The organism is Asanoa iriomotensis (genome assembly GCF_016862515.1).
Taxonomy (GTDB): domain Bacteria; phylum Actinomycetota; class Actinomycetes; order Mycobacteriales; family Micromonosporaceae; genus Asanoa; species Asanoa iriomotensis.
The window spans coordinates 47,888-73,595 of sequence record NZ_BONC01000006.1; the positions used below are offsets into that span (position 1 = coordinate 47,888).

At 71.9% G+C, this 25,708-nt stretch carries 25 protein-coding genes; 10 read left to right on the forward strand and 15 right to left on the reverse strand.

All coding sequences use genetic code 11. From position 1 onward, the window contains the following. Positions 1 to 1,227, reverse strand: coding sequence for an amino acid ABC transporter substrate-binding protein (locus Air01nite_RS06540; protein ID WP_203700985.1), 1,227 nt, complete (start codon positions 1,225 to 1,227; stop codon positions 1 to 3). 125 nt (positions 1,228 to 1,352) lie between these two features. On the opposite strand from Air01nite_RS06540, the gene Air01nite_RS06545 reads away from it, so the two are divergent. After that, entirely contained in the window at positions 1,353 to 2,384 is a 1,032-nt protein-coding gene (locus Air01nite_RS06545; RefSeq protein WP_203700986.1) for a LacI family DNA-binding transcriptional regulator, read from the forward strand. Here the strand turns inward: Air01nite_RS06545 and Air01nite_RS06550 are convergent. Continuing rightward, on the reverse strand, positions 2,381 to 4,090 hold the full coding sequence (locus Air01nite_RS06550) for an Hsp70 family protein (RefSeq protein ID WP_203700987.1): 1,710 nt from the start codon (positions 4,088 to 4,090) through the stop codon (positions 2,381 to 2,383). The two genes, Air01nite_RS06545 and Air01nite_RS06550, sit on opposite strands and share 4 nt — an antisense overlap. A gap of 23 nt (positions 4,091 to 4,113) precedes the next feature. Beyond that, positions 4,114 to 5,160: an L-glyceraldehyde 3-phosphate reductase gene (mgrA, locus tag Air01nite_RS06555; protein ID WP_203700989.1), complete on the reverse strand. Its 1,047-nt coding sequence runs from the start codon at positions 5,158 to 5,160 to the stop codon at positions 4,114 to 4,116. A gap of 93 nt (positions 5,161 to 5,253) precedes the next feature. Between mgrA and Air01nite_RS06560 the strand changes: the two genes are divergently transcribed. Continuing rightward, a complete protein-coding gene (locus tag Air01nite_RS06560; protein ID WP_203700990.1) occupies positions 5,254 to 7,122 on the forward strand; it encodes a diguanylate cyclase domain-containing protein in 1,869 nt (622 codons plus the stop codon). On the opposite strand, the gene Air01nite_RS06565 is transcribed toward Air01nite_RS06560, so the two are convergent. Both Air01nite_RS06565 and Air01nite_RS06570 read right to left on the reverse strand, forming a co-directional pair. Then, on the reverse strand, positions 7,119 to 8,093 hold the full coding sequence (locus Air01nite_RS06565; protein WP_203700992.1) for an LCP family protein: 975 nt from the start codon (positions 8,091 to 8,093) through the stop codon (positions 7,119 to 7,121). The two genes, Air01nite_RS06560 and Air01nite_RS06565, sit on opposite strands and share 4 nt — an antisense overlap. A 54-nt stretch (positions 8,094 to 8,147) precedes the next feature. Further along, positions 8,148 to 8,843 carry a DUF4386 domain-containing protein gene (locus Air01nite_RS06570; RefSeq protein ID WP_203700993.1) on the reverse strand — a complete coding sequence of 232 codons (696 nt, stop codon included), beginning with the start codon at positions 8,841 to 8,843 and terminating at the stop codon, positions 8,148 to 8,150. Between the two features lie 82 nt (positions 8,844 to 8,925). Here Air01nite_RS06570 and Air01nite_RS06575 point away from each other — a divergent pair, with 82 nt between their 5' ends. Further along, positions 8,926 to 9,588 (forward strand): TetR/AcrR family transcriptional regulator, encoded by a 663-nt coding sequence (locus tag Air01nite_RS06575; RefSeq protein ID WP_203700994.1) that lies wholly within the window; start codon positions 8,926 to 8,928, stop codon positions 9,586 to 9,588. 18 nt (positions 9,589 to 9,606) lie between these two features. Here the strand turns inward: Air01nite_RS06575 and Air01nite_RS06580 are convergent, their stop codons facing one another. From Air01nite_RS06580 to Air01nite_RS06590, 3 genes are all read right to left on the reverse strand, one after another. Next, positions 9,607 to 10,707, reverse strand: coding sequence for a hypothetical protein (locus Air01nite_RS06580; RefSeq protein ID WP_203700995.1), 1,101 nt, complete (start codon positions 10,705 to 10,707; stop codon positions 9,607 to 9,609). Next, positions 10,649 to 11,239 carry a SigE family RNA polymerase sigma factor gene (locus tag Air01nite_RS06585; protein WP_203700996.1) on the reverse strand — a complete coding sequence of 197 codons (591 nt, stop codon included), beginning with the start codon at positions 11,237 to 11,239 and terminating at the stop codon, positions 10,649 to 10,651. The genes Air01nite_RS06580 and Air01nite_RS06585 overlap by 59 nt, the downstream gene beginning before the upstream one ends. A gap of 71 nt (positions 11,240 to 11,310) precedes the next feature. Further along, positions 11,311 to 12,225, reverse strand: a complete 915-nt coding sequence (locus Air01nite_RS06590) for an AraC family transcriptional regulator (RefSeq protein WP_203700997.1) — start codon at positions 12,223 to 12,225, stop codon at positions 11,311 to 11,313. A 74-nt stretch (positions 12,226 to 12,299) separates the two neighbouring features. Here Air01nite_RS06590 and Air01nite_RS06595 point away from each other — a divergent pair, with 74 nt between their 5' ends. Further along, positions 12,300 to 13,241 (forward strand): SDR family NAD(P)-dependent oxidoreductase, encoded by a 942-nt coding sequence (locus Air01nite_RS06595; RefSeq protein ID WP_203700998.1) that lies wholly within the window; start codon positions 12,300 to 12,302, stop codon positions 13,239 to 13,241. Between the two features lies 1 nt (position 13,242). On the opposite strand, the gene Air01nite_RS06600 is transcribed toward Air01nite_RS06595, so the two are convergent. Further along, a complete protein-coding gene (locus tag Air01nite_RS06600) occupies positions 13,243 to 14,250 on the reverse strand; it encodes a LacI family DNA-binding transcriptional regulator (RefSeq protein ID WP_203701000.1) in 1,008 nt (335 codons plus the stop codon). Positions 14,251 to 14,433: 183 nt separating this feature from the next. Between Air01nite_RS06600 and Air01nite_RS06605 the strand changes: the two genes are divergently transcribed. Genes Air01nite_RS06605 through Air01nite_RS06615 form a run of 3 tightly spaced genes read left to right on the forward strand, consistent with a single transcriptional unit; the run spans position 14,434 to position 17,515 of the window. Continuing rightward, on the forward strand, positions 14,434 to 15,702 hold the full coding sequence (locus Air01nite_RS06605; protein WP_239090540.1) for an ABC transporter substrate-binding protein: 1,269 nt from the start codon (positions 14,434 to 14,436) through the stop codon (positions 15,700 to 15,702). Then, entirely contained in the window at positions 15,699 to 16,685 is a 987-nt protein-coding gene (locus tag Air01nite_RS06610) for a carbohydrate ABC transporter permease (RefSeq protein ID WP_203701002.1), read from the forward strand. The genes Air01nite_RS06605 and Air01nite_RS06610 overlap by 4 nt, the downstream gene beginning before the upstream one ends. Then, positions 16,685 to 17,515: a carbohydrate ABC transporter permease gene (locus tag Air01nite_RS06615; RefSeq protein ID WP_203701003.1), complete on the forward strand. Its 831-nt coding sequence runs from the start codon at positions 16,685 to 16,687 to the stop codon at positions 17,513 to 17,515. Before Air01nite_RS06610 ends, Air01nite_RS06615 begins: the two co-directional genes overlap by 1 nt. Before the next feature lie 7 nt (positions 17,516 to 17,522). On the opposite strand, the gene Air01nite_RS06620 is transcribed toward Air01nite_RS06615, so the two are convergent. Continuing rightward, on the reverse strand, positions 17,523 to 18,065 hold the full coding sequence (locus Air01nite_RS06620) for a TetR/AcrR family transcriptional regulator (RefSeq protein WP_203701004.1): 543 nt from the start codon (positions 18,063 to 18,065) through the stop codon (positions 17,523 to 17,525). Positions 18,066 to 18,195: 130 nt separating this feature from the next. On the opposite strand from Air01nite_RS06620, the gene Air01nite_RS06625 reads away from it, so the two are divergent. Continuing rightward, entirely contained in the window at positions 18,196 to 19,053 is an 858-nt protein-coding gene (locus tag Air01nite_RS06625) for an SDR family NAD(P)-dependent oxidoreductase (RefSeq protein ID WP_203701005.1), read from the forward strand. Positions 19,054 to 19,104: 51 nt separating this feature from the next. Here the strand turns inward: Air01nite_RS06625 and cspE are convergent, their stop codons facing one another. The 4 genes from cspE to Air01nite_RS06645 form a co-directional block, all read right to left on the reverse strand. Beyond that, complete coding sequence (cspE, locus tag Air01nite_RS06630) at positions 19,105 to 19,308, reverse strand: transcription antiterminator/RNA stability regulator CspE (RefSeq protein WP_203701007.1); 204 nt, start codon at positions 19,306 to 19,308, stop codon at positions 19,105 to 19,107. A gap of 136 nt (positions 19,309 to 19,444) precedes the next feature. Then, positions 19,445 to 19,663 carry a hypothetical protein gene (locus Air01nite_RS06635; protein ID WP_203701008.1) on the reverse strand — a complete coding sequence of 73 codons (219 nt, stop codon included), beginning with the start codon at positions 19,661 to 19,663 and terminating at the stop codon, positions 19,445 to 19,447. Then, the gene (locus Air01nite_RS06640; protein ID WP_203701009.1) at positions 19,660 to 20,307 is read right to left on the reverse strand and encodes a class I SAM-dependent methyltransferase; all 648 of its coding nucleotides are present in this window, start codon (positions 20,305 to 20,307) and stop codon (positions 19,660 to 19,662) included. The genes Air01nite_RS06635 and Air01nite_RS06640 overlap by 4 nt, the downstream gene beginning before the upstream one ends. Positions 20,308 to 20,380: 73 nt before the next feature. Further along, positions 20,381 to 20,584, reverse strand: coding sequence for a cold-shock protein (locus tag Air01nite_RS06645; RefSeq protein ID WP_203701167.1), 204 nt, complete (start codon positions 20,582 to 20,584; stop codon positions 20,381 to 20,383). 248 nt (positions 20,585 to 20,832) lie between these two features. Here Air01nite_RS06645 and Air01nite_RS06650 point away from each other — a divergent pair, with 248 nt between their 5' ends. After that, entirely contained in the window at positions 20,833 to 23,415 is a 2,583-nt protein-coding gene (locus Air01nite_RS06650) for a DUF4062 domain-containing protein (protein WP_203701010.1), read from the forward strand. On the opposite strand, the gene Air01nite_RS06655 is transcribed toward Air01nite_RS06650, so the two are convergent. Further along, complete coding sequence (locus Air01nite_RS06655) at positions 23,401 to 24,795, reverse strand: aminotransferase-like domain-containing protein (protein ID WP_203701011.1); 1,395 nt, start codon at positions 24,793 to 24,795, stop codon at positions 23,401 to 23,403. The two genes, Air01nite_RS06650 and Air01nite_RS06655, sit on opposite strands and share 15 nt — an antisense overlap. Here Air01nite_RS06655 and Air01nite_RS06660 point away from each other — a divergent pair. Next, a complete protein-coding gene (locus Air01nite_RS06660; RefSeq protein ID WP_203701012.1) occupies positions 24,794 to 25,708 on the forward strand; it encodes a DMT family transporter in 915 nt (304 codons plus the stop codon). The two genes, Air01nite_RS06655 and Air01nite_RS06660, sit on opposite strands and share 2 nt — an antisense overlap.

The window sequence follows — 25,708 nt, forward strand, 5'->3', positions numbered from 1 at the left end:
TCACCAGGCCGGCTTCGGGTAGACGACGTCGGTCTCCTTCGCGTCGGCCGGCAGCACGATCTTGATCTCGCCGCCGACCCACTGCTGGATCATGTGCGCGCCCTGCGGCTTGCCGGTCTCGTCCCAGGACAGCGGGCCGACGACCGTCTCGACCTTGTTGGCGCGTACCCAGTCGACCAGTTTCTTCTGGCAGTCGCCCTGCTCGGCGCAGCCGACCGCGGTGATGGCGGCGGCCACGACCTGGCCCGTGGTGTAGGCGTTGGCCTCGTCCTCCTCGGGCGGCGACCCGAACTGCGCCGTGTATTTCTCGACGAACTCCTTGTTGCTCTCGTACGGCGCGTCCTGCGTGTAGCCCGTGGGGGACAGGATGCCCTCGGTCTTGTTGCCGATCGCGGCCGCGAACTCGGGGCTCGTCGGCGCCGTCGAGAACGCCGCGAGCTTCGGCTGGTAGTTGAGCTGCTGCAGGGCGACGATCAGGTTGACGCCGTCCTGATATTGCGAGCCGCCCACCACCATGTCGGCCTTCGACGTCGCGATCTTCGCGGCGATGCTGCTGAAGTCGGTGGTGTTCGGCGGGTAGACCTCGTCGACGACCGTCCTGACGCCGCCCGCCTCGAGCTTGGCCTTGAGGCCGTAGGCGGTGCCCTGTGCGAACGGGTCGTCCATGGCCGCGTAGGCGACCGTGGTCGGCTTCTGCCCGGCCGGCAGGGCGAGCAGGTATTCGGCGAGGTGGTTGTAGTGGTCGCTGGCCACCGCGGGCGCGGCGTAGAACAGGTTCTTGAAGCCCTGCTGGAAGACCTCGGCGGCCGCGCCGGCCGGCTCGACGAAGAGCATGCCGTATTCCTCGGCCACGCGGGCGGCCGGCACGACCAGGCGGGTCGAGAACGGACCCACCACGATGTCGACCTGGTCGCTGCCGATCAGCTGCTCGTAGTCGGCCACCACCCGGTCGGCGTTGGACTGGTCGTCGAGGACCTTCAGCTCGATCTGGCGGCCGAGCAGGCCGCCCTTGTCGTTGGTGATCTTCGCCCAGGCCTCGTAGCCACGCTGGACACCCTTGCCGGGCTCGGAGAAGTCTCCGGTCAGCGGCAGGGAGATGCCCACGACGATGGGATCGTCGGTGGAGGCCTGTTCTGGTTCGTCGCCGCCGCAGGCGCCGAGCGCGAGTGCGAGGGTCGCGCCGACTGCGGTGGCCCATCTCGTTCGTTTCGTCGTGCGGATCGTCATCTCCGGACGCTCCTTCGAGCCGGGGACGGAAGCGCTTGCGAAAGCGCTTTCGTAGCCTAGGCTGTGTCATGCGCCACTGGCAATAGTCAAAGGTGTCGTTGCATCGATGTTCGCCGGGAGAGCAGATGCCCAAGCCTGGTCCACGGTTGCGGCTGGTCGACGTCGCGGAACGCGCGGGCGTCTCGCTGGCGACCGCGTCCCGCTCGCTCACCGGCCGCGACGGGGTCAGCGAGGAGGTCGCGAGCCGGGTCCGCCAGGTGGCGGCCGAGCTGGGCTACGTGGCCAACCCCTACGCGCGGACGCTCGCGGGCGGCGCCAGCTCCTCGGTCGGGCTCGTCGTGCACCAGGTCGACGACCCGTACTTCTCGGAGATCGCCGGCGGGGTCATCCAGGTCGCCGGCGAGCAGGGGCTGATGGTGCAGATCTGCCACTCCGGCCGCGACCCGCACTACGAGCTGCGGCAGATCCGCCACCTGATCGCGCAGCGGGTCGGCGTCATCGTCATCGCGGGCTCCGGCTACAACGACCCGGCGATCGAGGCCGAGACCAAGGCGGAGCTGACCGCGTTCCAGAACCTCGGCGGCCGGGTGGCGGTGATCGGGCGGCACGCGCTGGGCGTCGACGCGGTGCTGCCCGACAACGAGGCCGGCGGCCGGGCGCTCGGCGCGCACCTGCTCGACCTGGGCCACCGCCGGATCGCGGTGGCGGCCGGCACCGCGGGGCTGACCACGGTCACCGACCGGATGGCCGGGGTGCGGCGGGCGGTGCGGGAGCGCGGCCTCGACCCCGACGGCCTGCCCGTGGTGCACACGGACTTCACCCGTGACGGCGGTTGCCAGGCGGCGGAGCGGATCCTGCGCGACCATCCCGACACGACGGCCGTCATCGCCCTCAACGACGCGATGGCGATGGGCGTCCTGTCGGTCCTTCGTGGACAGAAAATTTCGGTGCCGAAACGCATGTCCGTGGTGGGGTTCGACGACGTCTCGGTCGCGGCCGACCTGGCACCCGCCCTGACCACCGTCCGGCTGCCGATGACCGACATGGGCCGGATGGCGCTGGAGCTGGCCCTCAAACCGAAGTCGGCCCGGGCCCGCCGCCGCTCGACCGGCCACACCCTGGTGGTCCGCGACTCGACCGGCCCGGCGCCGCGCTAGCCGATCTTGGCGTACTCCTCGGTGCCGTTGCTGTAGTAGAACGTCAGCGAGTTCTCTTCGCAGGCATACTTCGCCCGGTCCGTGAGGAGGTCGAGCGGGCCGGAGTTCCGGCGCTGGCCGTTGCGGGTGAAGTACCAGGTGCCCTTGGCCTTGATTCCGCTGATGTACTCGTAGCCGCGCTCGTGCCGCACGTTCGCCGTGGCGCTGCCGCGGTAGACCAGCCGCCATTTGGCGCCGTTGACCGTCGCCTCGAACGCGCCGCTCCTGCTGTAGTCGTTGGTCACCGTGCCGTTGGCGCGATAGGTCGCGACCTTGCCCGCGCCGCCGTGGAACTGCGTGGCGTTGCCGTCGATCTCGTTGGTCAGGGTTCCCGACGTCAGCCGCCAGCGGCCGAGCACGCAGGAGTCCACCTTGGACTGAGCCGACGCCGACGGTGACGGGGTGCCGGGCGACGACGCGGCCGGCGCGGGCACGTTCGTCGTCGCGGCGGCACTCGGGTCACCGCCAGGGCCGTCGCCGAGCGTGGGCACCAGCGCGATGCCGCCCACCAGCAGCACCGCCAGCGCGAGCCCGGACCACAGCGCCACCCGCTTGGGCCGTGCCCGCGCGGCCACCGGTGGCGCGGCCGGGTCGGCGCTCTCGGGCTCGGGCGACCCGCGCAGGCTGCCCTCGGCGACCACCAGCTCCGGCTGGTCCACCTGCGTGGGCGTGCTGCCCAGCTCCCGGTGCAGCAGCGTGCCGACCGACGGCATGCGGCTCGAACCGCCGGCCAGATAGACCGCGCCGAGCTCGCGGTCGGCGACACCGGCCGCCGTCAGCGCCGCCCGCGTCGCCGCGACGGTGCGGGCGAGGATGGGCGCGGTCAGCTTGTCGAGCTGCTCCCGGCCGAGCGGCACGTCGGCGTCGATCAGCGGCACGTGTACGAGCGTCGTGGTGGCGCGGGAGAGCATCTCCTTGCCGGCGCGCACGTTGTCCCAGAGCTGCCGGCTGGCCCGGCGTTCCGCCACGTCGGACGGGTGCGTCAGCCGCCGCCAGCTCGCCTCGTCGCGCCGGCCCACCGTGCCGCCGAGGTGGTCGATGATCGCGGCGTCGACGTCGAGACCGCCGCAGTCGGCCAGCCCCTCGGTCGCGACCGTCTCGAAGCCCGTGGTGTGCCGGCGCACCACCGACGCGTCGAACGTCCCCCCGCCGAAGTCGTACACCAGTGCGCACTGGCCGACGGGCAGTGCCCGATCCGCGAAGAAGCTCGCGGCGGCCACCGGCTCGGCGACCAGGCGGACCGCCGGCAACGTCCGCTCGGCGACCGCCCGCAGCAGGTCGCGGCGCTGCGTGCCCCAGGCGGCCGGGAAGGTCAGCGTCGTGCTCGTGACGGGCCCGGCCGCAACCCGCTTCGCCTCTTCGAAGACCCGGCCCAGGACCGCGGCGACCAGCTCTTCGACCGCAACCTCGCGCTCGCCGAGCAGCACCGTGCCGTCGTCGATGCGGCGTTTCGGCGTGGGCTCGAACCCGGCCGGCATCGACAGCCCGAGGTGGATGGCATCGCGCCCGACCACGAGCCGTCCCTGCGGGTCGAGGCAGACCGCCGACGGCAGCAGCGGCGAGCCGTCGAACAGGATCGTCCGGGCGGGCTCGCCCGGTGAGGCGAGCACCGCGACCGTGTGTGACGTCCCGAAGTCGATGCCGAGCCGTGCCCCGTAGTCACTCACGGGTCAACGGTATCGAAGATCAGCTAACCAGCCTGCGACGAGCGGGCCCAGATGTTGAGGTCGGATTCCGTGGCGTAGCGGTCGATCTCGGCGAGCTCGTCCGGCGTGAAGTCCAAATTGTCCAGTGCGGCCAGGCTGTCGTCGAGTTGGGCCACGCTGCTCGCGCCGATCAGCGTCGAGGTCATCCGCTTGTCGCGCAGGGTCCAGGCCAGCGCGAGCTGGGCCAGCGACTGGCCGCGGCCACGGGCGATCTCGTCGAGGGCCCGGATCTTGCCCAGGTTCTCGTCGGTGAGCCAGGCCGCGTCGAACGAGCCCGGCCGGGCGGCGCGGGAGCCGTCCGGGATGCCGTCCAGGTACCGGTCGGTCAGCAGGCCCTGTGCCAGCGGCGAGAAACCGATGCAGCCGACGCCCTCCCGGTCGAGCACGTCGAGCAGCCCGTCCTCGATCCAGCGGTTGAGCATCGAGTACGACGGCTGGTGGATGAGCAGTGGCGTGCCCATCTCCCGCAGGATCCGGGCGGCCTTCTCGGTCATGGCCGGGGAGTACGACGAGATGCCGACGTAGAGCGCCTTGCCCGCGCGGACGGCCGCGTCCAGCGCGCCCATCGTCTCCTCCAGCGGCGTCTCCGGGTCGAACCGGTGGGAGTAGAAGATGTCGACGTAGTCGAGCCCCATCCGGGCCAGGCTCTGGTCGAGGCTGGCCAGCAGGTACTTGCGGGAGCCCAGGTCGCCGTAGGGGCCGGGCCACATGTCGTAGCCGGCCTTCGTCGAGATGACCAGCTCGTCCCGGAACGGCCGCAGGTCGCTGGCCAGCAGCCGACCGAACGCCTCTTCCGCCGACCCGTACGGCGGGCCGTAGTTGTTGGCGAGGTCGAAGTGCGTGACGCCGCGGTCGAAGGCGCGCCGGACGATCGCGCGCTGGGTCTCCAGCGGCCGTTCGCCGCCGAAGTTCTGCCAGAGGCCCAGCGAGATGGCGGGCAGCTTGAGGCCGCTGCGGCCGCTCCGGCGGTAGGACATCGCGGCGTAGCGGTCGTCGGCGGGGGTGTAGACGGAGGTTCCGATAGCGGGCATGGCGCCACCCTAGGCCTGCCGCCGCCGGGGCGGATTCGCGTACCCGGCCCATGTGGGACAGCCCGCGTGGTCTGATGAATGTTTGCGAGTTCGGTGACGGTACGGGAGTGGAAACTGCTACGCCAGGGTTGGCTGTGGGCGCTGTTGGCCGCGTTCGCCGCCGCGACCATCGCGATCGCGGTCGGCTCCGCGCCCGGGGTCGCCTCGTGGTCGACGCAGGCGGCCAGTTCGTTGGTGTTCACGTGGCTGTCGTGGCGGTTGTCGGTCGACGGCCGACGCCGCCCGGCGTCCCGCCGGTTCTGGCGCGCGGCGACGGTCAGTGGGGTCATCTTCACGATCAGCTCGCTGTTGCGCGCGGTCGACGTGGTCGTCGAACCGACGCGGAACAGCGCCGTCTGGACCGCACCATCGGCGCTGCTGACCATCGGCTCGGCCTGGCTGCTGTATTTCATGCTGGGTCCCTTGCCGCCCGATCGCGGCCGGGAACGGCGCGGGCTGTGGCTCGAGGCCGGCTGTGTGCTGGTGGCGGCCGCCGTTTTCGTCTGGACCGTCGCGCTCAGCGGCGCGCTGCAGGCCGAGTCGCACGAGCAGCGGGCGTGGACGGCGATCGGCGCGATCATCATGCTGGTCTCGGCCTTCGCGGTCGTCCGCCTGCTGGTGACGGGCGAGGCGCCGTTCACGACGCCCGCCGGCCTCGCGATAGGGGCCGCCTTTACGCTGCACGGTCTCGAACGGGCGCTGAACCCGCAGGTCGCCGGCGTCGACGACCTGCGCGCGGTGCTGATCGCCCGGCTGGTGCCGCCGCTGCTGCTGGCCGCCGCGCCGTGCCTGGAACGCGTGGGGCGAAAGCGGCCGGCGGGTCCTCCCGGCCGGCGGGCCCGGCTGTTCGTGCCGCTGGCCGCGCTCGCCGTCACCCAGGTGCTGCTGGTGGGGCAGTTGGCGGACGAGGGCTTCACAGTGCGCAGTTGGGCCGCCGCGATGGGCACGGTCGTCATCGCCGGGTTGATCATCCTGCGCCAGGATCTGTTGCTGATCGAGAACGCCCGGCTGGTCGGCCAGCTCGACCGGTCGATCGACGCGGTGGGCCAGCAGGAGCGCTGGTTCCGGTCGCTGGTGGAGCACTCCTCGGACGTGACGCTGGTGCTCGACCCGGGCGGGACGGTCACCTACGGGACGCCCGCCCTGCGGCCCGTCCTCGGGCAGGACCCGGCCGCGGCGGTCGGCCGGCGGGCGGGCCAGGTGGTGCGGCCCCGCGACCGCCGCCGCTTCGATCGGCTCCTCGCGCCGGTGCTGGCCGGGCGGGCGGACAGCCGCTCGTTCGAGCTCGAAGCCCGGCGCGGGGACGGCGCCGCCGTCTGGCTCAACGTCATCGCCACCGGTCGCGTCGCCGACCCGGCGGTCGGGGGAGTCGTGCTCAACGTCCGCGACGTCACCGACACCGTGACCTTGCGGAACCGGCTCCGGCACGACGCGAACCACGACCCGCTGACCGGCCTGGCCAACCGCGCGCTGTTCAACGAGCGGGCCGAGGCGCTGCACGACCCCGGCGCCCGCGGTCAGGGCACCGCGGTGCTGCTGCTCGACCTCGACCGGTTCAAGGAGGTCAACGACCGCCTGGGCCACCAGGCCGGCGACGACCTGCTGCGGGTCGCGGCCAGGCGGCTGCGGCGCAGCGTGCGCCCGGCCGACACCGTCGCCCGGTTCGGTGGTGACGAGTTCACCGTCATCCTGGCCGACACGACCGCGCCGGCCGCGATGGCCACCGCCCGGCGCATCGTCGAGGTGCTCGGGCGGCCGCTGTCGATCGGCGGCCGGACGATGCGTCCGGGCGCCAGCGTCGGTGTCGCGGTCAGCACCGACAAGCCGATCGAGGCTCTGCTGCGCGACGCCGACGAGGCGATGTACGAGGCCAAACGCCGGGGCTCAGGCACCCGCCTGTTCCACGAGCCCGCGACCCGCTAGGTGTTGGCCGCCAGATACTGCTGGATCGTGTCGTCCGCGACCGCCTGGTAGAGGGCGCTCGCCTTGGTCTTGTCGGAGAGCACCACGCTCTGCCCGTTGCGGGTCGCGGTGCCGGCGCTGGGGCTGCCCATGAAGGTCAGGTCGGCACTGCGCAGGCCGCGCAGCTCGACCGCGGTGCCGACCAGGTCGAAGTCCTGGTCGACGGTGAGCGACTTGGTCACCGCCTGGAGGAAGCCGTTGAGCTTCACCGGGTTGGCCACCGTGCCGGTGCTGGTGGCCTTGTCCAGCAGCGCCTGCAGGAACTCCCGCTGGTGGCGCTCGCGGCTGAAGTCGCCGTCGGCGAACTGGTAGCGCTGGCGCACGTAGTCGAGCGCCTCGGCGCCGTCGAGGTGCTGGGTGCCCTTCTCGAACGTCCGGTACGGCTTGTGGATCGACTTGATGGTCTTCTCGATCTTCATATCCACGCCACCGAGCGCGTCGGTCACCTGCGCGAAGCCGGCGAAGTCGATCAGCGCCACGTGGTCGATGTGCACGCCGGTGAACCCCTCGACGGTCTGCACGGTCAACGGCGTGCCGCCCCAGGCGTACGCAGCGTTGATCTTCGCCATGGTGTTGCCGTTGCGCCCGTCGGGGGAGGTCGGCACGAACACCCAGGTGTCCCGGGGGATCGAGATGAGCTCGGCCTTCTTGTGGTCGGCGTCGACGTGCATCAGCATGATCGTGTCGGTGCGGGAGTCCGACGTGTTGTCGGGGTCGCGGGAGTCGCTGCCGAGCAGCAGCACGTTGAGCGCGCCCTCGACCGCGGGCGTCGGCCGGCTCGCCTCGGGGACGCCCTTGAACGCGTCGGTGCGGGCCACGTGGTTGTTGAGCGAGCGGGCGTACGCCCAGCCCCCGATCCCGCCGCCCGCGCCGAGCACGAGAAGTGTCGCCAGCACACCGATCAGGATCCGTCGTGATCTGCGTCGCCGCATCGGTCCAACCCATCCGTCACACCGGCACCACGTCGGCCCCGGACGTGAAGGAGATTAATGACTGATCCTGTGAACTCCCTGGTCAGCGGCTTCAGGGGGCACGCTGGACGCATTGCGTCGCACGCCGCGCAGGAGTAGGTAGCCGACGATCCAGAGCTCGCCGACCGTCGCCGGATAGGCCAGTGCGTCCGCGAGCGGCTCGCCGCCCGGGAGGGCGTACCGGATGAAGGCGCTGAGCACGTAGCCGGCGCCGCCGCCGATCAGGATCCAGCCCAGGGTGCGCGGCATCCAGCCGGATTCCAGCACGCACCAGCCCATCGGGATCAGCCACAGGCCGAAGAACAGGCCGCCGACCGACCATAGGTTGCCGCTGATCAGGTAGAGGAGCTGGACCGTGGCGGCGTCGCCCGTGACGTCGAGAGCCGTGGCCAGCAGCGCCGCGCTGACCAGGATGGCGACCGCGTTGACCAGGCCGAAGGCGGCTATCGCGGCGGCTGCGTAGCGGTTGACCTGGTGGAACAGGCGGTAGAACCACGCGGCGGCCAGCGCCTGGGTGAGCACCGTGAGCACCTCGAGCGCGACGCCGGTGCGGGCCAGCGCGCCGTGGTCGAGCAGGTTGGCCAGGGTCGCGGCGGGGTCGTCGGCGACGAAGAGCCGCGACCGGACGAACAGGAAGCCGAGGCCGCCGGCGACGGCGAGCCCCAGGTAGAACAGCCCGGTCCACCGGGCGGTGCGGATCAGCGGATGCATGGTCGTCGCTCCCGTCGAAGAGTCGCCTTACCTTGTAAGGTGCCTTACATGGTAAGATGACCGGGAGGTCAATGGGAAGCTGATGGCAGTGAAGACATTCCGGGAGCCGCTCAACCGCGAGAAGGTGCTCGCCGCCGCCGTCGACCTGGCCGACGCGGAGGGCATCAAGGCGCTGACGATGCGCCGCCTCGCCACCGACCTGGGCGTCGAGGCCATGTCGCTCTACTTCTACGTGCCGAGCAAGGAAGCGCTGCTCGACGACGTGCTGGCCGCGGTGCTCGCGGAGATCACCGCCGCGGCCGACCCCGGCGGCGGCGACTGGCGGTCCCGGTTGCGGCAACAGTTCCTCGCCGCGCGCCGGGTCATGCTGCGCCACCCCTGGGCACCGGGCCTGCTGACCACGCGCCGCACGATCCCCGCGACGGCCTTCGCCTACTACGACGGCATCGTCGGCACGCTGGTCGCCGGCGGGTTCTCACACCATCTGGCGCACCGGGCGATCCACGCGTTCGGCAGCCTGCCGTTCGGCTTCGCGCAGGAGGTGTTCAGCCCCGCGGCGGCCGACACCGACGCCGCCGAGGCCGACCTGGCGGCGATGGCCGAGGCGTTGCCCAACCTGACCGCCATGGTGGCGCACGAGCTGCACAGCGCCACCGACCCCACCCTCGGCTGGTGTGACAGCCAGGTCGAGTTCGAGTTCACAGTGGACCTGTTGCTCGACGGGCTGGAGCGCCTGCGGGATTGAGGCGCTCCAGCCCGGCGGTCACGGCAGGGCGGCGGTGACCTCGGTCCAGGTGCGGTCGTCGGAGACGTCGCCCAGGGTCAGGCCGTTCAGGATCTTGATCAGCTCGGCCTCGGGCAGGCGGCGCGGGCCGGTGCTGACGACCTGCATCTGCGTGGCGCCGTCCGCGGACCAGCGGTTGCAGAAGTCGCGCAGGCAGCTGATCCCGGGCGACGGCGACTGGTTGGCGTTCCGGGCCGGCACGACGTAGATCGTGAACGTGCCGGGCACGTCGACGCCGTCGACGCCGCCGTGCGGGGTGGTGAGGCCGGTCGTCGGCAACGCCGGCTTGGCGAAGAGCAGGCCGGCGTGGTCGCCGTCGCGGGCGGACGCGATGCCGTTGAGCCCGGTTATCGCGTGCATCGAGACCTCACCGAGCTCGTATCCGGCGGGTACGTGGCCCACGGTGACCGGAACCCGGGCCGGGGTGGGCGCGGCGCCACGCAGGCCGGCCGCCAACTCCCGCAGTTGGGTCGCCGTCGGGTTGTCGCCCGTCGACGAGTACGCGTCGATGACCGCCCAGGCGTCCGTGTCGTACTGCCAGGCGAGCGTGCGGACGTGCGTGCCCTTGCCCAACGTGCCCAGCTCCAGCCCGGGCCGGCCGGCGATGGTCACCGAGGTGCCCTTGGCCAGCTTGCCCGGCTCGTAGGCGCCGGGCCGGTACACCGTCAGATACGCGTACAGCGTCGGCCCCTGGTCCGTGGACGGTTCGCTCTCGTCGACCGCGCGGTCGTTCGTGACCATGTCGTCCGCGTACACCGGGGAGATCTGATATGCCGTCGACACGTCGATCGGCGGCGCCACCCGCAACTTGCCGACCTTGTACCCGGCGACCGTGAAGGAGAACGGCGGACCGGCCGCCGGCACGGTCAGCGCGGCAGCCGTCTCCTGCGCCGGCTTGGCGCCGCCCTGCGCTACGACGGTGGCGACGACACCGAGCACCGCCAGCGCGGCCGTCCCGGACGCCGCCCAACCTCGCGCGCGGCGGCGCCGCTGCACGCGTTTGCCCTGTGCGACGATCTCCTCAACGCCGTAGCGCGGCGGCGGCTCCGTGGAGACGGCCAGGTCCACTACGTCCTTCACTCGCATCTCTCCACGCTCCCGGTTCCGAAGTTTCGTCGAGGGCCATGCCGCCGGCGGCCAGGGCTTCGCGCAGGTTCGCCAGGCCGCGACTGGTCTGGCTGCGTACCGTCGGTGCGCGGATGCCGAGCACCTCCGCGGCCTCCTCGGCGGTCAGGTCGAGGTAGTACCGCAGGACCAGCACGGCCCGCTGGCGGGCCGGCACCGCACGCAGCGCCGCCCGGACCCGCAGGCCCTCGTCGGTCTCGCCGATCGGGTCGGACTCGGCCACGTCGGGCATCGCGTCGCCGGCCGCGCGTTCCCGGCGCCACCACGGCCGCCGGGTCTCGTCGATCGCCGCGCGGACCACCATGGTCTTCGCGTACAGGTCCGGCCGGTCGAGCCCGCCCCACCGCGGGTAGAGCTTCGCCAGGGCGTTGGCCACCGCGTCCTCCGCGGCGTGCCAGTCACCGCACGTGACGTACGCGAGCTTCCGCAACGCCGGCATGCGCGACGCCACGAACTCCCGGAACGCGTCCTCGTCAGCAGGTTTCACCCGGCCGCTCCCTCCGACACCGCTAGAGACGGTTGCCGGCACCTGGAGCGATGCACGGGATCCGTGTGATGTCAGTCGGAGTGCACAGCCGACCGGTAACCGGAAGGTGAATCCCCGGTTACGCGCTTGAACGCCACGCTCAGCGCGCTCTCCGATCCGTAACCGACGTCACGCGCGATGGTGGCCAGCGTGCCGTCGTCGCGGCGCAGGCGGTCGGCCGCCAGCTCGACCCGCCAGCCCGTCAGGTAGTCCAGCGGGCCCTTGCCGATGACCCGGCGGAACCGGGCCGCCAGCGTCGACCGGGACACCGTGGCGGCCTCGGCCAGCGACTCGACCGTCCAGCGCTGCGCCGGGTCGGCGTGCATCGCCCGCAGCGCCGGGCCGACCACCGGGTCCGTCAGACCGGCCAGCCAGCCGGTGGCCGGCGCGGCCGCGGCCGACAGGTGAAAGCGCAGCACCTGGATCAGCATCACCACGGCGAGGTGCTCGGCGACCAGCGTCGCGCCGACCTGCCGGCGGCGCACCTCGCCGTCGATCCGGTCGATCGCCCAGTGCACGGCGTCCGCCTCGACGGTTTCGGCGGGCACGTGGATCACCGGGGGCAAGCCGTCGAGCAGCAGCGCCCGGGCCCGGTGCCGGAAGCTGAACCGGCCGCCGAGCAGCGTGACCTCGTCGGCCGTGCCGACCCGGGCCACGCCGTCCCGCGCGCGGGCGAACACCGGGTCGGCCGGTTCCAGCGGCACGTCGGCGGCGCTGGCCAGGCCGAACGGCACCGGGCGGGTGAGCAGGAAGCAGTCGCCGGCCGCGAGCGGGATCGGGTCGGGCAGGCCGTCGACCGTGAGCACGCACCGGCCGCGGCGCACGGCGTTGAACTTCACGCCGTCCAGCGGGTTGAACCGCAGGCCCCAGCGCCCACCCGCGACCATGCCCGTGGACAGGTGGCCGGTGGCGCCGATCAGGGTGAGGACATCTTCCAAAGGATCCATGGTTGGACGCTCGCTAAAGAGGGCTGCACGCTGAACTATTCATCGTCCGGGTTTCGCTTCGTAGCGTAGCGGCCATGACTGAGTTCGATCCCCGCACCACCCCCGACCGGATCCTCGCCGGCGTCGACCTGACCGGCCGCCGGATGATCGTCACCGGCGGCGCCTCCGGCATCGGGGTGGAGACCGTCCGTGCCCTCGCCGCCGCCGGCGCCGAGGTCACCGTCGCCACCCGCCGGCCGGCCGACGCCAAGCCGCTCGCCGACGAGCTCGCCGCCGTCCCGGGCGCCGGGCGCGTGCTCGCCCGCCCGCTCGACCTCGCCGACCTCGACTCCGTCGCGGCGTTCGTCGCCGGCTGGGACGGGCCGCTGGACGTGCTGGTCGCCAACGCCGGCGTCATGGCGCTGCCGGAGCGGCGCCTGACGCCCGCCGGCTGGGAGCTCCACCTCGCGACCAACTTCCTGGGGCACTTCGCGCTCGCGTACGGGCTGCACCGCGCCCTCGCGGCCAGCGGCGCGGCCCGGGTGGTGACGCTCAGCTCCGGCGCACACCTGGCGCACCCGGTCGACTTCGCGGATCCGCACTTCGCCCGCCGGGCGTACGAGCCGTGGTCCGCCTACGGCCAGTCGAAGTCCGCCGACGTGCTGCTCGCGGTCGCCATCGCCAAGCGCTGGGCGGCCGACGGCATCGTGGCGAACGCGGTGGCGCCGGGCTCGATCCACACCAAGCTCCAGCGCTACCTCCCGGCCGAGACCATGCGGGCGTTCGGCGCGATGGACGAGGCCGGCGAGCTGCTCGTGCCGGCGCATTTCAAGACGCCCGCCGAGGGCGCCGCCACCTCGGTGCTGCTCGCCGCGTCGCCGACCGTGGCCGGCGTGACCGGGCGGTACTTCGAGGACAACCGGGAGTCGCCGGTCGTACCCGGTGGCGGCGACCCGACCCCCGGCGTGGCCGCACACGCCCTCGACCCGGTGTCCGCCGACCGCCTCTGGGACCTGGGCCTGCCGCTGATCCCGTGAGTCAGTCGCGGGCCGGGCCGCAGGAGGACCGCACGACCAGCTCGGTGGGCAGCCGGATGTGCGTGTCGCGCTCGACGCCCGCGATCAGGTCGACGAGCAGCCGCAGCGCCTCGGCGCCCATCTGCTGCAGCGGCTGCATGATGGTGGTCAGCGGCGGGCTGACCGACGCCGACTCCGGCACGTTGTCGAAGCCGATCACGGACAGGTCGTCGGGGATGGCCAGGCCCATGCTCCGGGCGACGTCCATGGTGGAGATCGCGGAGAGGTCGTTGCCCGCGAACACCGCGGTCGGCCGGTCCGGCAGCGCGAGCAGCTCGGCGGCGGCGCCCGCGGCGCTCTCCACCCGGAAACCGCCGATCCGGACGAGGCTCTCGTCGACCGGCACGCCGGCGTCGGCCATCGCCCGGCGGAAGCCCGCCTCGCGCAACCGGGCCGACTCGAGGTCGGGGCGGCCCGACAGGTGGCCGATCCGGCGGTGGCCGAGCGAGAGCAGGTAGTTGGTCGCGAGCACCGCGCCCGCGAAGTTGTCGGAGTCGATCGTCGGCAGCCCGGACGGGCCGGTGTGCGGGTCGACGGCCACGACGTGGAAGTCCTGCTTGGTCTCGACCACCGTCGGGGTGACGATCACCGCGCCGTCGATCAGCGTGCCGGAGAGCCGGGCCAGCGAGCGCCGCTCCCAGCCGATGGACGTGCCGCCGCCGTCGCCGCTGGAGTAGGCGAGCAGCTGGTAGCCCGTGCCCGCGACCTCCTTCGAAGCGCCCTTGAGCAGCTCGGTGGAGAACGGCTCGAACTCGGCGACCAGGATGCCCAGCACGTTGGTGCGGTGGCTGCGCAGGCCCTGCGCGCCCAGGCTCGCCTCGTAGCCGAGCTGGTGGATGACCTGCTGGACGCGCTCGACGGTCGCCTGGGCCACGCCGTAGCGGCCGTTGACGACCTTGGACACGGTGGCCACCGAGACGCCGGCCGTGCGGGCCACGTCCGACATCTTCACACGCTGCGGGAACGCCACGCGGATGACTATAGATGGCCACGCCGCCGGTTTCCGGAGCGTTTCGAAACCGATATCGATAACGATTGACACTGGCCCGAAACGACTGCAAAACTCGCCGTCAATGCCGAGCACCGCGACTGACCGGTCGAGGAGACATCGATGGCAATCAAGCACCGTGCTAAGGCCTTTCTTGCGATTTTCATGACCAGCGCGCTCGCCCTGTCCGCCTGCGGCGGTGGGGGCGACGAGGAAGAACCCGCTGCCAGCGACCTGTTCAAGAACCCCGTCACGCTGACCTGGTGGCACAACGCCTCACAGGACGGTCCCGGCAAGACCTACTGGCAGAAGGTCGCCGACGACTTCACCAAGCTGCACCCGACGGTCAAGATCGAGATCGAGGCGATCGAGACCAACCAGCTCCAGCGCACCCGGCTCCCTGCCGCGCTGCTGACCAGCGACCCGCCGGACATCTTCCAGGCGTGGGGCGGCGGCGAGATCCGCGAGCAGGTGGAGGCCGACTACCTCAAGGACATCACGAGCCAGGTCACCGCCGAGGTCGGCAACATCGGCAGCGCGGCGGAGATCTGGGCCGTCGACGGCAAGCAGTACGGGTTGCCGTTCCGGATGGGCATCGAGGGCATCTGGTACAACAAGGACATGTTCGCGCAGGCGGGCATCTCTGCTCCGCCGACGACGTTCGAGGAGCTCAACGACGCGGTCACCAAGCTCAAGGCGATCAACGTCGTCCCGATCGCGGTCGGCGCCGGTGACAAGTGGCCGGCGGCGCACTGGTGGTACAACATGGCGCTGCGGTCCTGCTCGGTGGACACGCTGAAGAAGGCGTCCGTCGACCTCACCTTCGACGACCCGTGCTTCGTCAAGGCCGGCGAGGACCTGAAGGCCTTCATCGACACCAAGCCGTTCCAGAACAACTTCATCGCCACCCCCGGCCAGAACGACCCGACCAGCGCCAACGGCCTGCTGGCCAACGGCAAGGCCGCGATGGAGCTGATGGGCGACTGGAACAAGGGCACGCTCGAGACCGTCGCGCAGGACCCGGCGAAGCTCGCCAAGTTCCTCGGCTGGTTCCCGGTGCCGGCGCTGTCCGGCTCGGCGGGTGACCCGAAGGCGGCCCTCGGCGGCGGCGACGGCTTCGCCTGCGCCAAGAACGCGCCGGCGGAGTGCGTCGAGTTCCTCAAGTACATCGTCAGCCCCGAGGTGCAGAAGGGGTACGCGGAGACGGGCACCGGCCTGCCGGTGGCCAAGGGCGCCGAGGCCGGCGTGCAGGACCCGGCGCTGAAGTCCATCCTGGAGGCCACCTCCAGCGCCACCTACGTCCAGCTCTGGTTGGACACCGCGTTCGGCAGCACCGTCGGCAACGCGATGAACGACGCCATCGTCGCCATCTTCGCCGGCAACGGCACACCTCAGCAGGTCGTCGACGCGATGAAGTCGGCTGCCAAGAAGTGACCTCGATCAAGTCGACCCCGAGCCTCGCCGGCGCCCCGCCGGCGGGGTTCGGGTCCGCCACGCGGTCCAACCGGGCCGCCGAGACCCGCCGCAAGTGGTACGAGATCATCGGGCTGACCACACCGGCGCTCGTCGTCTACGTCATGTTCGTGCTCGTGCCGATGGGCTTCGCGGTCTACTACAGCCTCTACAAGTGGCGCGGCGTCGGAGCGCCGACCAATTTCGTCGGCTTCGACAACTACGTGCTGGCGTTCCAGGACCCGATCTTCATCGACGCGCTGCGCAACAACGCCATCATCGTGGTCGGCTCGCTGCTCGTGCAGGGCCCGATCGCGCTCGGCGTGGCGCTGCTGCTCAACCGCCGGTTCCGCGGCCGCACGGTCTTCCGGCTGCTGGTCTTCGTGCCGTACGTGCTGGCCGAGGTCACCGTCGGCATCATGTGGAAGCTGATCCTGACCGACGGCGGCACGATGGACGCGCTGTTCCGCTCGCTCGGCCTCGGCGGCCTGGTGCAGGCGTGGCTCGCCGACCTCGACATCGTCATCTGGACGCTGCTGTTCGTGCTCACCTGGAAGTATGTCGGCTTCGCGATCATCCTGCTGCTGGCCGGCCTGTCCAACGTGCCGCACGAGCTGACCGAGGCCGCCGCGATCGACGGCGCCGGCTGGTGGCAGATCCAGCGGCACGTCACGCTCCCGCTGCTCGGCCCGACGATCCGCATCTGGATGTTCCTGTCGATGATCGGCTCGCTGCAGGTCTTCGACGTGATCTGGGTGACCTCGGTGCCCGCGGTCCGGTCGCTGGGCGCCTCGAACACCATGGCGACGTACATGGTGGACAACGGCTTCTTCGCCCGGCTCTGGGGCTACGGCAACGCGGTCGCGGTGATCCTGTTCGTCATCTCGTTCGTCGCGGCGCTGCTGTTCCAGCGCTTCCTGCTCCGCCGCGACATCCAGGGTGCCATCACCGGAAGGGCGAACTGATGTCGCGCCGTCCCATCACCTGGGCGAGCCCGGTCACGTACGCGCTCGCGCTCGCGGTCGCCGCCGTGTCGATCGCACCCGTCGTCTACGTGATCGTGGGCGGGTTCCGCACCACACCGCAGATCGTCGCCGACCCGGCCGGGCTGCCGGACCCGTGGGTCTGGGACAACTACCGGCGCGTGCTGACCCAGAGCGACTTCTGGGGCCAGGCGTTCAACAGCGCGGTCGTCGCGATCGGCACCACGCTCCTGGTCCTGGCGCTCGGCGTGTCCGCGGCCTACGTGCTGGCCCGCTACACGTTCCGCGGGCGGGAGGCGCTGTTCACGTTCTTCACGCTCGGCCTGCTCTTCCCGGCCGGCGCCGCGATCCTGCCGCTCTACCTCATGCTGCGCGACCTCAACCTGACCAACTCGTACTGGGCGGTGATCCTGCCCCAGGTCGCGTTCTCGCTGCCGATCACGATCGTGATCCTGCGCCCGTTCCTGACCGCCATCCCGCGTGAGCTGGAGGACGCGGCCGCCATCGACGGCACGGGCCGGCTCGGCTTCCTGTGGCGGATCACGCTGCCGCTCTCGAAGCCGGCGCTGGTCACGGTCGGCGTGCTCGCGTTCGTCGCGAGCTGGAACGCGTTCCTGCTGCCGCTGCTGGTGCTCAGCGACGTCAACCTGCACACCCTGCCGCTGGGCGTGCAGAACTTCAGCAGCCAGTACACGTCGGACACCGCCGGCATCCTGGCCTTCACCTCGCTGGCGATGCTGCCGGCGCTGCTCTTCTTCACGTTCGCGGAGAAGCAGATCGTCGGCGGCCTACAGGGAGCGGTCAAGGGCTGACCAGGGCTCAGCGGCCCACGCCGTTGAGCAGCGTGTCGACGACCAGGTCGGCGGCCTGCGGCGGGGTCACGTCCGGGAAGTCGTAGGCCATCGTCCGCACCAACTGGTCGAGGACGGCCCGCGACCAGGCCGCCGGCACGTCGGCGCGCAGCAGGCCCTCGTCGGCGGCCCGCTGGACGAACGCGTCGAGCCGCCTGCTCTGCCCCGCGGCCCGACGGTCGGCGGCCGGGTCGGCGCGCATCATCTGGCGGGTCGTGACCGGCCACTCCCGGCTGACCGGGACGATCCCCTCCACATAGCGGTGCAGCGCGACCGCCACCGGTGCCTCGGTGAGCCGGGCCTCGTCGAGCACCTGCTCCGACGAGTCGAGCTTGGCTTCGAAGACGGCGCTGAGCAGGGCCTCGCGGGTCGCGAAGCGGCGGTGGACGGTGCTGCGGTCGACCCCGGCCGCGGTGGCGATCGCCGACAGCGGTGTGCCCGGGTCCTCGGCCAGCAGCCGGGCGCCGGCGCGCAGGACTTCGGCGAGGTTGCGGGCGGCGTCAGCTCTCATGGTGGTTCGAACCATACCCGTGCCGCGGTTGATCCGTCATCCACGTCACATCTGCGGCTCAGGAAATAATTAGTGCCACGTCAGTGTCTTACTCTTCGAGCAAGCTAAGACATGACATGGGAGTTTCGCGATGGTACGCACGTGGTTGATCACCGGTGGTTCGCAGGGCCTCGGTCGGGCGCTGACCCAGGCCGCGCTGGCCGCGGGTGACCGGGTGGCGGCGACCTCCAGGCTGGCGGACGCCCTGCCGGAGCTGCGGGCCGCATACCCGGATCGGCTCATGACCCTGGCTGTCGACATCGCCTCCGCCGCCGAGACCAGGGCCGCGGTGGGGGCGGTGGTCGACCGGTTCGGCTCGCTCGACGTCGTGGTCAACAACGCCGGCTACGCCACCACCGGGACGATCGAGGACTTCCCGGAGGACGAGTTCCGGGCGCAGATCGAGGCCAACCTGTTCGGCGTGGTCAACGTGACCCGGGCCGCGCTGCCCGTCCTGCGGCGCCAACGGTCCGGCCATGTCGTCCAGGTCTCGTCGATCGGCGGCCGGGTCGGCGGCACGCCCGGGCTCAGCGCGTACCAGACCGCGAAGTTCGGTGTCGCGGGCTTCTCCGAGGTGCTGGCCAACGAGGTGGCGCCGCTGGGCATCAAGGTGACGATCGTCGAGCCCGGTGGCATCCGCACCGGCTGGGCTGCCGGCGCCGCGCGGACGTCTGGTCCGACCGCCCCCGACTACGCGGAGACCGTCGGAATGTGGCAGGAGAGGTTCACCAGCTATGCCGGCAACGAGCCCGGCGACCCGGCCCGGATGGCACAGGCGATCGTCGACCTGGTGCACGGCCAGGAGCACCCGCGCCGCCTGATCCTCGGCAAAGACGCGCTCGAGATCGCACTGGCACACGAGGAGGAGCGGCTCGCCGAGGCCCGCAAATGGGCACCGGTCAGCCGCTCGACCGACCTGGCGAGCGAAGGGATCCGGGACGAGCCGTAGCGAGGGGGTCGAAGACCCCCAAGCGGCCGGCCCGCCCCGGGATGTGAAGGATCAGATCACGCGGATGTTGGCGGCCTGCGGGCCCTTCTGGCCCTGCTCGATGTCGAACTCCACCCGCTGGTTCTCCTCCAGCGAGCGGAAGCCGGTGGCCGCGATTGCCGAGAAGTGGGCGAACACGTCCTGGCCACCGCCGTCGGGGGTGATGAAGCCGAACCCCTTGTCGGCGTTGAACCACTTGACCGTGCCTTGAGCCATTTGTTTCGTACCTTTCGAAATGCGTTCATACCGACCGGATGACCGGCCCAAGACAAAACGCCCGTGGTGCGATACCCGGGCGCCTGCAAGGTATGAACATGAAACTGCAATATGCGCAGTTTAGCACCCGGCGGGGTCACCCGCGCGCCGGTCCCTCGTAGTCGGGGGACACATAAACCGGGATGCGGGTGCCCGCGGAGCGGACGAACCGGCGGGTGTAGGTCACCTGCCGCGGTCGTACCCCCTCGAAGGTGGGCACGGCGAAGTGCAGCGGCAGCCGGCCCGCGGACTGCCGTGTGGGTGTGACGTCGTGTCGCTGGTCGTGCCAGGGGCCGCCGAGGAAGAGCACCATCACCGGCGTGCGTCCTGGTTCCGGGGCGTGAGCACGCTCGCGGCGGTGAGTTGTGAGTCCTCACCGGACATGGGTGAAACCGGATACGTCATGACAACCTGCCAGTCTCGGGAGGGGATCCGACCGCGTCCCGGGTCGCCGACCAGCACGAGCGTGTCCAGGCGGGCGGCCATGAGCAGGAAGGGGAGGGCGCGTTCGGCGAGTTGGTCGGTGTAGCAGGCGTCGCCGGCCAGCACCACGTCGGCTCCGATGTCCAGGACCGCCTCGGGGGTGAGGTCGAGCAGGTCCGTCGACAGCGGATCGATGTGGACGCCGTTGACGCGGGCGTTCGCACGGATAGCGGTGTGCGCGTAGGGGTCGATGTCGTTGGCCACCACCACAGACGCGCCCGCGAGGGCGGCCGCGATGGCGACCAGTCCGGAGCCCGAACCGAGGTCGAGCACCCGGCGGCCGGCGACGGTCTCCGGCGCGTCGAGGATGTAGCGGGCCACGGCCTGGCCGCCGCCCCAGGCCGTCGCCCAGAACGGCGCGGAGATCCGGTGCCCGGCGCTGGCTTCGAGTCGGGCCCAGAGAATCGTCGGATCCTCGGCCAGGAACAGCCGCACCTCGGGAACGAGGCGCGCGCAGGAGAGTTGGAGACCGTCCATGTCAATCTCCGCTCGGGGCCGAGGGCCGTGCCCCACGGCACGGGCGATGCCGTGGGGACACGGTCGGCATGGGTCAGATCACGCGGATGTTGGCTGCCTGCGGGCCCTTCTGGCCCTGCTGGATGTCGAACTCCACGCGCTGGTTCTCTTCGAGCGACCGGAAGCCGCCCGCGTCGATGGCCGAGAAGTGCGCGAACACGTCCGGGCCACCACCGTCCTGAGCGATAAAGCCGAAACCCTTGTCGGCGTTGAACCACTTGACGGTGCCTACTGCCATCTTCTTGCCTTTCGGAATGGTGCCCGCCCTCTGCGGGCGCCCGCGATTGCCGCATGCATCCATCCCGACCGGCGAACCGGCACAAACACAAAACGCCCGTGGCATGTCACCCGGGCGTCTGCAAGGTATGGGGAATACAAGACCGCAATACCGGCACACTAGCACGCCCGAGGACCCGCTTCGGCGGTGGGCGACGTCCCCTGAGAGGAGGTAATTTCAGTCCTGACGGGGGGATGTGATGATTTTCCATGGCAAGCTGGGGTGATCCGGCCGCGCAACCCATGATCAACAACCCTGATCGTCGGTTGCGCATCTTCATCTCGTCGGCACTCGACGAGCTGGAGGAGGAGCGGCTCGCGGTGCGGGACACCATCGCCCGGATGCGGCTGGTCCCGGTCATGTTCGAGCTCGATGCCCGACCGCCGGTCAACCCCGACGTCTACCGCGCCTACATCGACGAGAGCCAGCTCTTCATCGGCATCTACGGCGAGAGCTACGGCTGGGTCGGGTCCGACTCCGAGCGCTCCGGGCTCGAGCAGGAGTTCCGCGCCGCCGGCGACCTGCCCAAGCTCATCTACGTCAAGAGCCCGGCGAACGGCCGTGACCCGCGGCTGGTCGCGCTGCTCGACCGCATCCGCCACGACGCCCAGGTGAGCTACCGGCGCTTCCACTCGGCCGACGAGCTGCGCCGGGTCGTCGGCGACGACGTCGCGCTCCTGCTCACCGAGAGGTTCAACCCGGGCACCCCCGCGCCGCCCGAGAACGCGACCCGCACCCCGCTGCCGGTGCCACCCAACGCGCTGCTCGGCCGGGACACCGAACAGCGCGCCCTGACCGACCTGCTGACCCGTGACGACGTGCGGCTGGTCACCCTCACCGGCCCGGGCGGCGTCGGCAAGACCCGGCTGGCCCTGCAGCTCGGCGCGACACTGGGCCCGACCTTCGCCGACGGGGTCGCGTTCGCCGACCTCTCGGCGGTCACCGACCCCGACTCGGTCGGCATGGCGATCGCCACCTCGCTCAACCTGTGGACGATGCCCAACCAGTCGGCCATCGACAACGCGGTCGCGTACCTGCGGGACCGCTCGATGCTCCTCGTGGTCGACAACATGGAGCACCTCACCGACGCCGCCACCGTGATCAGCACGATGCTGGACACCTGCCCGCGCCTGCGGGTGCTCGCGACCAGCCGCGTCCCCCTCCGCCTGACCGGCGAGCACGTCTTCGACGTCCCGCCGCTGGAGATCCCGGACCCGCTGGAGGACCCGCGCAGCGCGGTCAGGCACGGCGCCGCGCAGCTGTTCGTCGAGCGCGCCCGGGGCGTACGGTCCGACTTCCGGCCCGACGGCGACGGTGCGGCCGCCATAACAGAGATCGTCCGCCGGCTCGACGGCCTGCCGCTGGCGATCGAGCTCGCCGCCGCCAAGGTCCGGGTGCTGCCGCTGTGGGTCCTCGCCGAACGGCTCGAACGCGGGCTCGGCACGCTGACCGGCGGCGCGCGCGACCTGCCCGCCCGGCAGCGCACGCTGCGCGACACGATCGCCTGGAGCTACCAGCTCCTGCGGCCGGAGGAGCAGCGGACCTTCGCCCGGATCGGGGTGTTCTCGGGCGGCTTCGACCTCGACGCCGGCAGCGCGCTGGTCGACACGGCCGACCGGTACGCCGCCCTCGAGACCTTCACCGCCCTGATCGAGAGCAGTCTGGTGACCCAGGACGTGCGGGGTCCCGAGCCGCGCATGGCGATGCTCGCCACCATCCGCGAGTTCGCGCTCGACCGGCTCCGCGAGGACTTCGACTGGGCCGAGACGCACGAGCGGCACGCCCGCTACTACCTCGCGTTCGCCGAGGCGGCCGCGCCGCCGGTCGGCCAGACCTCCACCGACCCGGCGGCGGTCGACCTGCTCGCGGCCGAGCACGACAACCTGCGCGCGGCGATCAACTGGTTCATCGACCACGACGAGATGGACCAGGCGGTGCGCCTGGGCTGGATGCTCTGGCCACTGTGGTGGCTGCGCGGGCACATCGACGAGGGCGCCCGGACCGTCCGGCGGATCCTCGAGCACGCCGACTCGATGTCACCGGGGGCGTACGCGCACGCCCTGTTCGGCGACGGCGCCATCGCCTTCCTCAGCGGCGACGGGGAACACGGCCGCGTGCAGCTCGAACGGGTCCTGCCGCTGCTGCGCGAGCTGGGCGACCAGGACGTCAACGCCCGGGCCGCCGGCATGCTCGGCCAGCTCGCGCTCGCCCGCGGCGACTACCCGCAGGCCCGGGCGCTGCTCGGCGAGACCAAGCAGATCAGTGAGCGGATCGGCGAGCTGTGGATGGCCGCGCTCTACCACACCCGGCTCGCGCTCGTGCCGCTCAACGAGGGCGACTACGCCGCGGCCGCCGAGCAGTACGCCGACGGGCTGCGGGTCGCCCGCAAGACCGAGGACCACCTCGGCGAGGTGGTGGCGCTCTACAGCCTCGCCGTCACCGCGGTCGCCGCCGGCGACGAGCCGGGCGCGGCCGGCTACCTCGCCTCGGGGCTGCGCCTCTCGGCCGCCGCCAGCGACCAGGCCGGCAGCGCGACCTACCTGGAGGCGCTCGCGGACCTCGCCGTGCGTGCCGGCGACCCGGGCCGGGCGGTGCGGCTGACCGCGGCCGCGCGCAAGCTGCGCGCCTTCGCGGGCACCGCGTGGATGCAGGCGTACGTGCCACCGTGGCCGCACGGCGCCGCCCCGATCGACCTCGACGCACCGGAGTACGCACGGGAGCGCGCCGACGGAGCAGGGGAAACCATGGCCGCCTCGGTCGCGTACGCCCTGGACGGTCTATCGCCCGCGTAGCGCCCGGCCGAGGCGGCGGACCGCCTCGTCCATCAGGTCCGGTGGTGCGGCGGCATAGGTCAGGCGCAGGTGCGGCTCGGGCAGCTCGGCGGTGTACCAGGGACGGCCCGGGAACACGATGACGCCTTCGGCGGCGGCCGCCGCGGCCAGCGTGACGTCGTCGGTGCCGTCCGGGAGGCGGGCCCACAGGTGCAGGCCGCCGCGGGGGACCGGCACGTCGAGCTCCGGCAGGTGGCGGCGCAGCGCGGTCAGCAGGGCGTCGCGGCGCTCGCGCAGCGCCGTGCGCAGGGCGCGGCGGTGCCGGGCCCACGCCGGTGAGCTGACGAAATCGAGCGTGGCGTGCTGGAGCGGGCCAGCGACGAAGAAGTCGTCGAGCAGCCGGGCGGCGCGCAGCCGGGCACCGGCCGGGCCGCGGGCACCGATCGCCGCGACCCGCAGCCCGGGCGCCGCGGACTTGGTCAGCGAGCGCACGTAGACGACGTGCCCGTCGGGATCGTCGGCGGCCAGCGGCGGCGAGGGAGTGCCGTCGACGGTGAGATCGCGGGCGAAGTCGTCCTCGATCAGGAACGCGCCGGCGTCGCGCACGGCGTCGGCGACCGCGGGGCGCCGGTCCGCGGCCAGCGTGGCGCCGTGCGGGTTGGCGTAGAGCGGCTGGCAGTAGAAGAGCCGCGCGCCGGTGCGGGCGAACGCGGCGGCGAGCTGGTCGGGCCGCACGCCGTCACCGTCGACGGGCACAGGCACCACCCGCAGGCCGGCGGCGTGCGCCGCGGCCAGGGCGCCCAGGTAGGACGGCGACTCGACGAGCACCGCGTCGCCGGGCGTGCTCAGCGCGCGCAGCGCCGTCGCCAGGGCCGCCTGCCCACCGGGGCAGATCACCAGGTCGTCGGCGCGCAGGCCCGTGCCGGCCTCGCGGGCGAACCAGGCGCGCAAGTCCGGGTGGCCCTCGGCCGGGCCGCGCTGCCAGGCCGACGGCTGCCGGGCCGCGCGGGCCAGCGCGCTGCCGAGGGCGGCGACGGGCTGCAGGTCCGGGTCCAGGTAGCCGCCGGAGAGCGGGATCGCGCCCGCCGGTGTCAGGGCGAGCAGCGCCTGCATCTCCGCCTCGCCCGGCCGGCGCGGGCCGAGCGCGACGGTCTGCCACGACAGGTCGGGCGCGTGGCCCGGCGAGCGGCCGGCCGCGGCCACGAAGGTGCCCTTGCCGGGCCGGGTCTCGATCGCGCCCTGGGCCACGAGCTGCCGCACCGCCTCGGCGACGGTGACGGGGGAGGCCTGGTGCCGGGCGGTCAGCTCGCGCACCGACGGCAGCCGGGTCCCGGGCTCCGCCGCGGCCACCAGGTTGCGGAGATCTTGGATAACGCGGCCGGCTGCGTTACCGTCATTCATGAGTCAACAGAGTAGCGCTACTGCGACCCGGCCGGTAACGGTGGACGCGGCCGGCTTCGTCCTCGGCGCGCTGGGCGTGCTGGCGTTCAGCATGTCGCTGCCGGCCACGCGGGTCGCGGTGCACGAGCTGGACCCGTGGTTCGTCGCGTTCGGCCGGGCCGTCGGCGCGGGGCTGCTCGCTTGGGCCTACCTGCGGGCCACCCGCGCACCGCGACCGACCGCACACCAGTGGCGGCGGCTGTCGGTGGTCGCCCTCGGCGTGGTCGTCGGCTTCCCGCTGTTCACCTCGCTGGCCCTGACCAGCCAGACCGCCGCGCACGGGGCCGTGGTCGTCTGCCTGCTGCCCGCGATGACGGCCGTTTTCGCGGTGCTCCGGGCGGGGGAGCGCCCGTCGCCGCGGTTCTGGGCCGCGGCCGGCGCCGGCCTGCTGGCCGTGCTCACCTTCATCGGCGCCAGCGGCGCCGTCCGCGGCGGGCTCTCCTGGGCGGACCTCTACCTGCTGCTCGCGATCGTGCTCTGCGGGCTCGGCTACGCCGAGGGCGGCGTGCTCGCCCGCGAGCTGGGCGGCGCGCGGACGATCTGCTGGGCCCTGCTGCTGTCGCTGCCGGTCACCGTGGCGGTCACGCTGGCCGCCGCCGTCGCGGACCCGCCGCGCGCGGGCGGCCACGCCTGGCTGTCCTTCGCCTACCTGACCGTGGTCTCGATGTTCCTGGGCTTCTTCGCCTGGTACGCGGGCCTGGCCCGGGGCGGCATCGCGCGGGTCGGCCAGATCCAGCTCGCCCAGCCGGTCCTCACGCTGCTCTGGTCGGCCCTGCTGCTGTCGGAGACCGTCACTCCGGCCGCGCTGCTGGCGGCCCTGGTCGTGCTGGCCTGCGTGGTGCTGACCCAACGCACCCGCGCCGCCGCTCGATAG

Excerpts from the sequence above, each read along its gene's own strand:
- Air01nite_RS06605 (WP_239090540.1), top strand. The coding sequence starts at position 14,434 with ATGACCAGCGCGCTCGCCCTGTCCGCCTGCGGCGGTGGGGGCGACGAG.
- Air01nite_RS06565 (WP_203700992.1), bottom strand. The coding sequence starts at position 8,093 with ATGCGGCGACGCAGATCACGACGGATCCTGATCGGTGTGCTGGCGACA.
- Air01nite_RS06570 (WP_203700993.1), bottom strand. The coding sequence starts at position 8,843 with ATGCATCCGCTGATCCGCACCGCCCGGTGGACCGGGCTGTTCTACCTG.
- Air01nite_RS06650 (WP_203701010.1), top strand. The coding sequence starts at position 20,833 with ATGGCAAGCTGGGGTGATCCGGCCGCGCAACCCATGATCAACAACCCT.
- Air01nite_RS06540 (WP_203700985.1), bottom strand. The coding sequence starts at position 1,227 with ATGACGATCCGCACGACGAAACGAACGAGATGGGCCACCGCAGTCGGC.
- Air01nite_RS06655 (WP_203701011.1), bottom strand. The coding sequence starts at position 24,795 with ATGAATGACGGTAACGCAGCCGGCCGCGTTATCCAAGATCTCCGCAAC.
- Air01nite_RS06620 (WP_203701004.1), bottom strand. The coding sequence starts at position 18,065 with ATGAGAGCTGACGCCGCCCGCAACCTCGCCGAAGTCCTGCGCGCCGGC.
- Air01nite_RS06625 (WP_203701005.1), top strand. The coding sequence starts at position 18,196 with ATGGTACGCACGTGGTTGATCACCGGTGGTTCGCAGGGCCTCGGTCGG.
- Air01nite_RS06575 (WP_203700994.1), top strand. The coding sequence starts at position 8,926 with ATGGCAGTGAAGACATTCCGGGAGCCGCTCAACCGCGAGAAGGTGCTC.
- Air01nite_RS06645 (WP_203701167.1), bottom strand. The coding sequence starts at position 20,584 with ATGGCAGTAGGCACCGTCAAGTGGTTCAACGCCGACAAGGGTTTCGGC.
- Air01nite_RS06615 (WP_203701003.1), top strand. The coding sequence starts at position 16,685 with ATGTCGCGCCGTCCCATCACCTGGGCGAGCCCGGTCACGTACGCGCTC.
- Air01nite_RS06640 (WP_203701009.1), bottom strand. The coding sequence starts at position 20,307 with ATGGACGGTCTCCAACTCTCCTGCGCGCGCCTCGTTCCCGAGGTGCGG.
- Air01nite_RS06545 (WP_203700986.1), top strand. The coding sequence starts at position 1,353 with ATGCCCAAGCCTGGTCCACGGTTGCGGCTGGTCGACGTCGCGGAACGC.
- cspE (WP_203701007.1), bottom strand. The coding sequence starts at position 19,308 with ATGGCTCAAGGCACGGTCAAGTGGTTCAACGCCGACAAGGGGTTCGGC.
- Air01nite_RS06590 (WP_203700997.1), bottom strand. The coding sequence starts at position 12,225 with ATGGATCCTTTGGAAGATGTCCTCACCCTGATCGGCGCCACCGGCCAC.
- mgrA (WP_203700989.1), bottom strand. The coding sequence starts at position 5,160 with ATGCCCGCTATCGGAACCTCCGTCTACACCCCCGCCGACGACCGCTAC.
- Air01nite_RS06660 (WP_203701012.1), top strand. The coding sequence starts at position 24,794 with ATGAGTCAACAGAGTAGCGCTACTGCGACCCGGCCGGTAACGGTGGAC.
- Air01nite_RS06595 (WP_203700998.1), top strand. The coding sequence starts at position 12,300 with ATGACTGAGTTCGATCCCCGCACCACCCCCGACCGGATCCTCGCCGGC.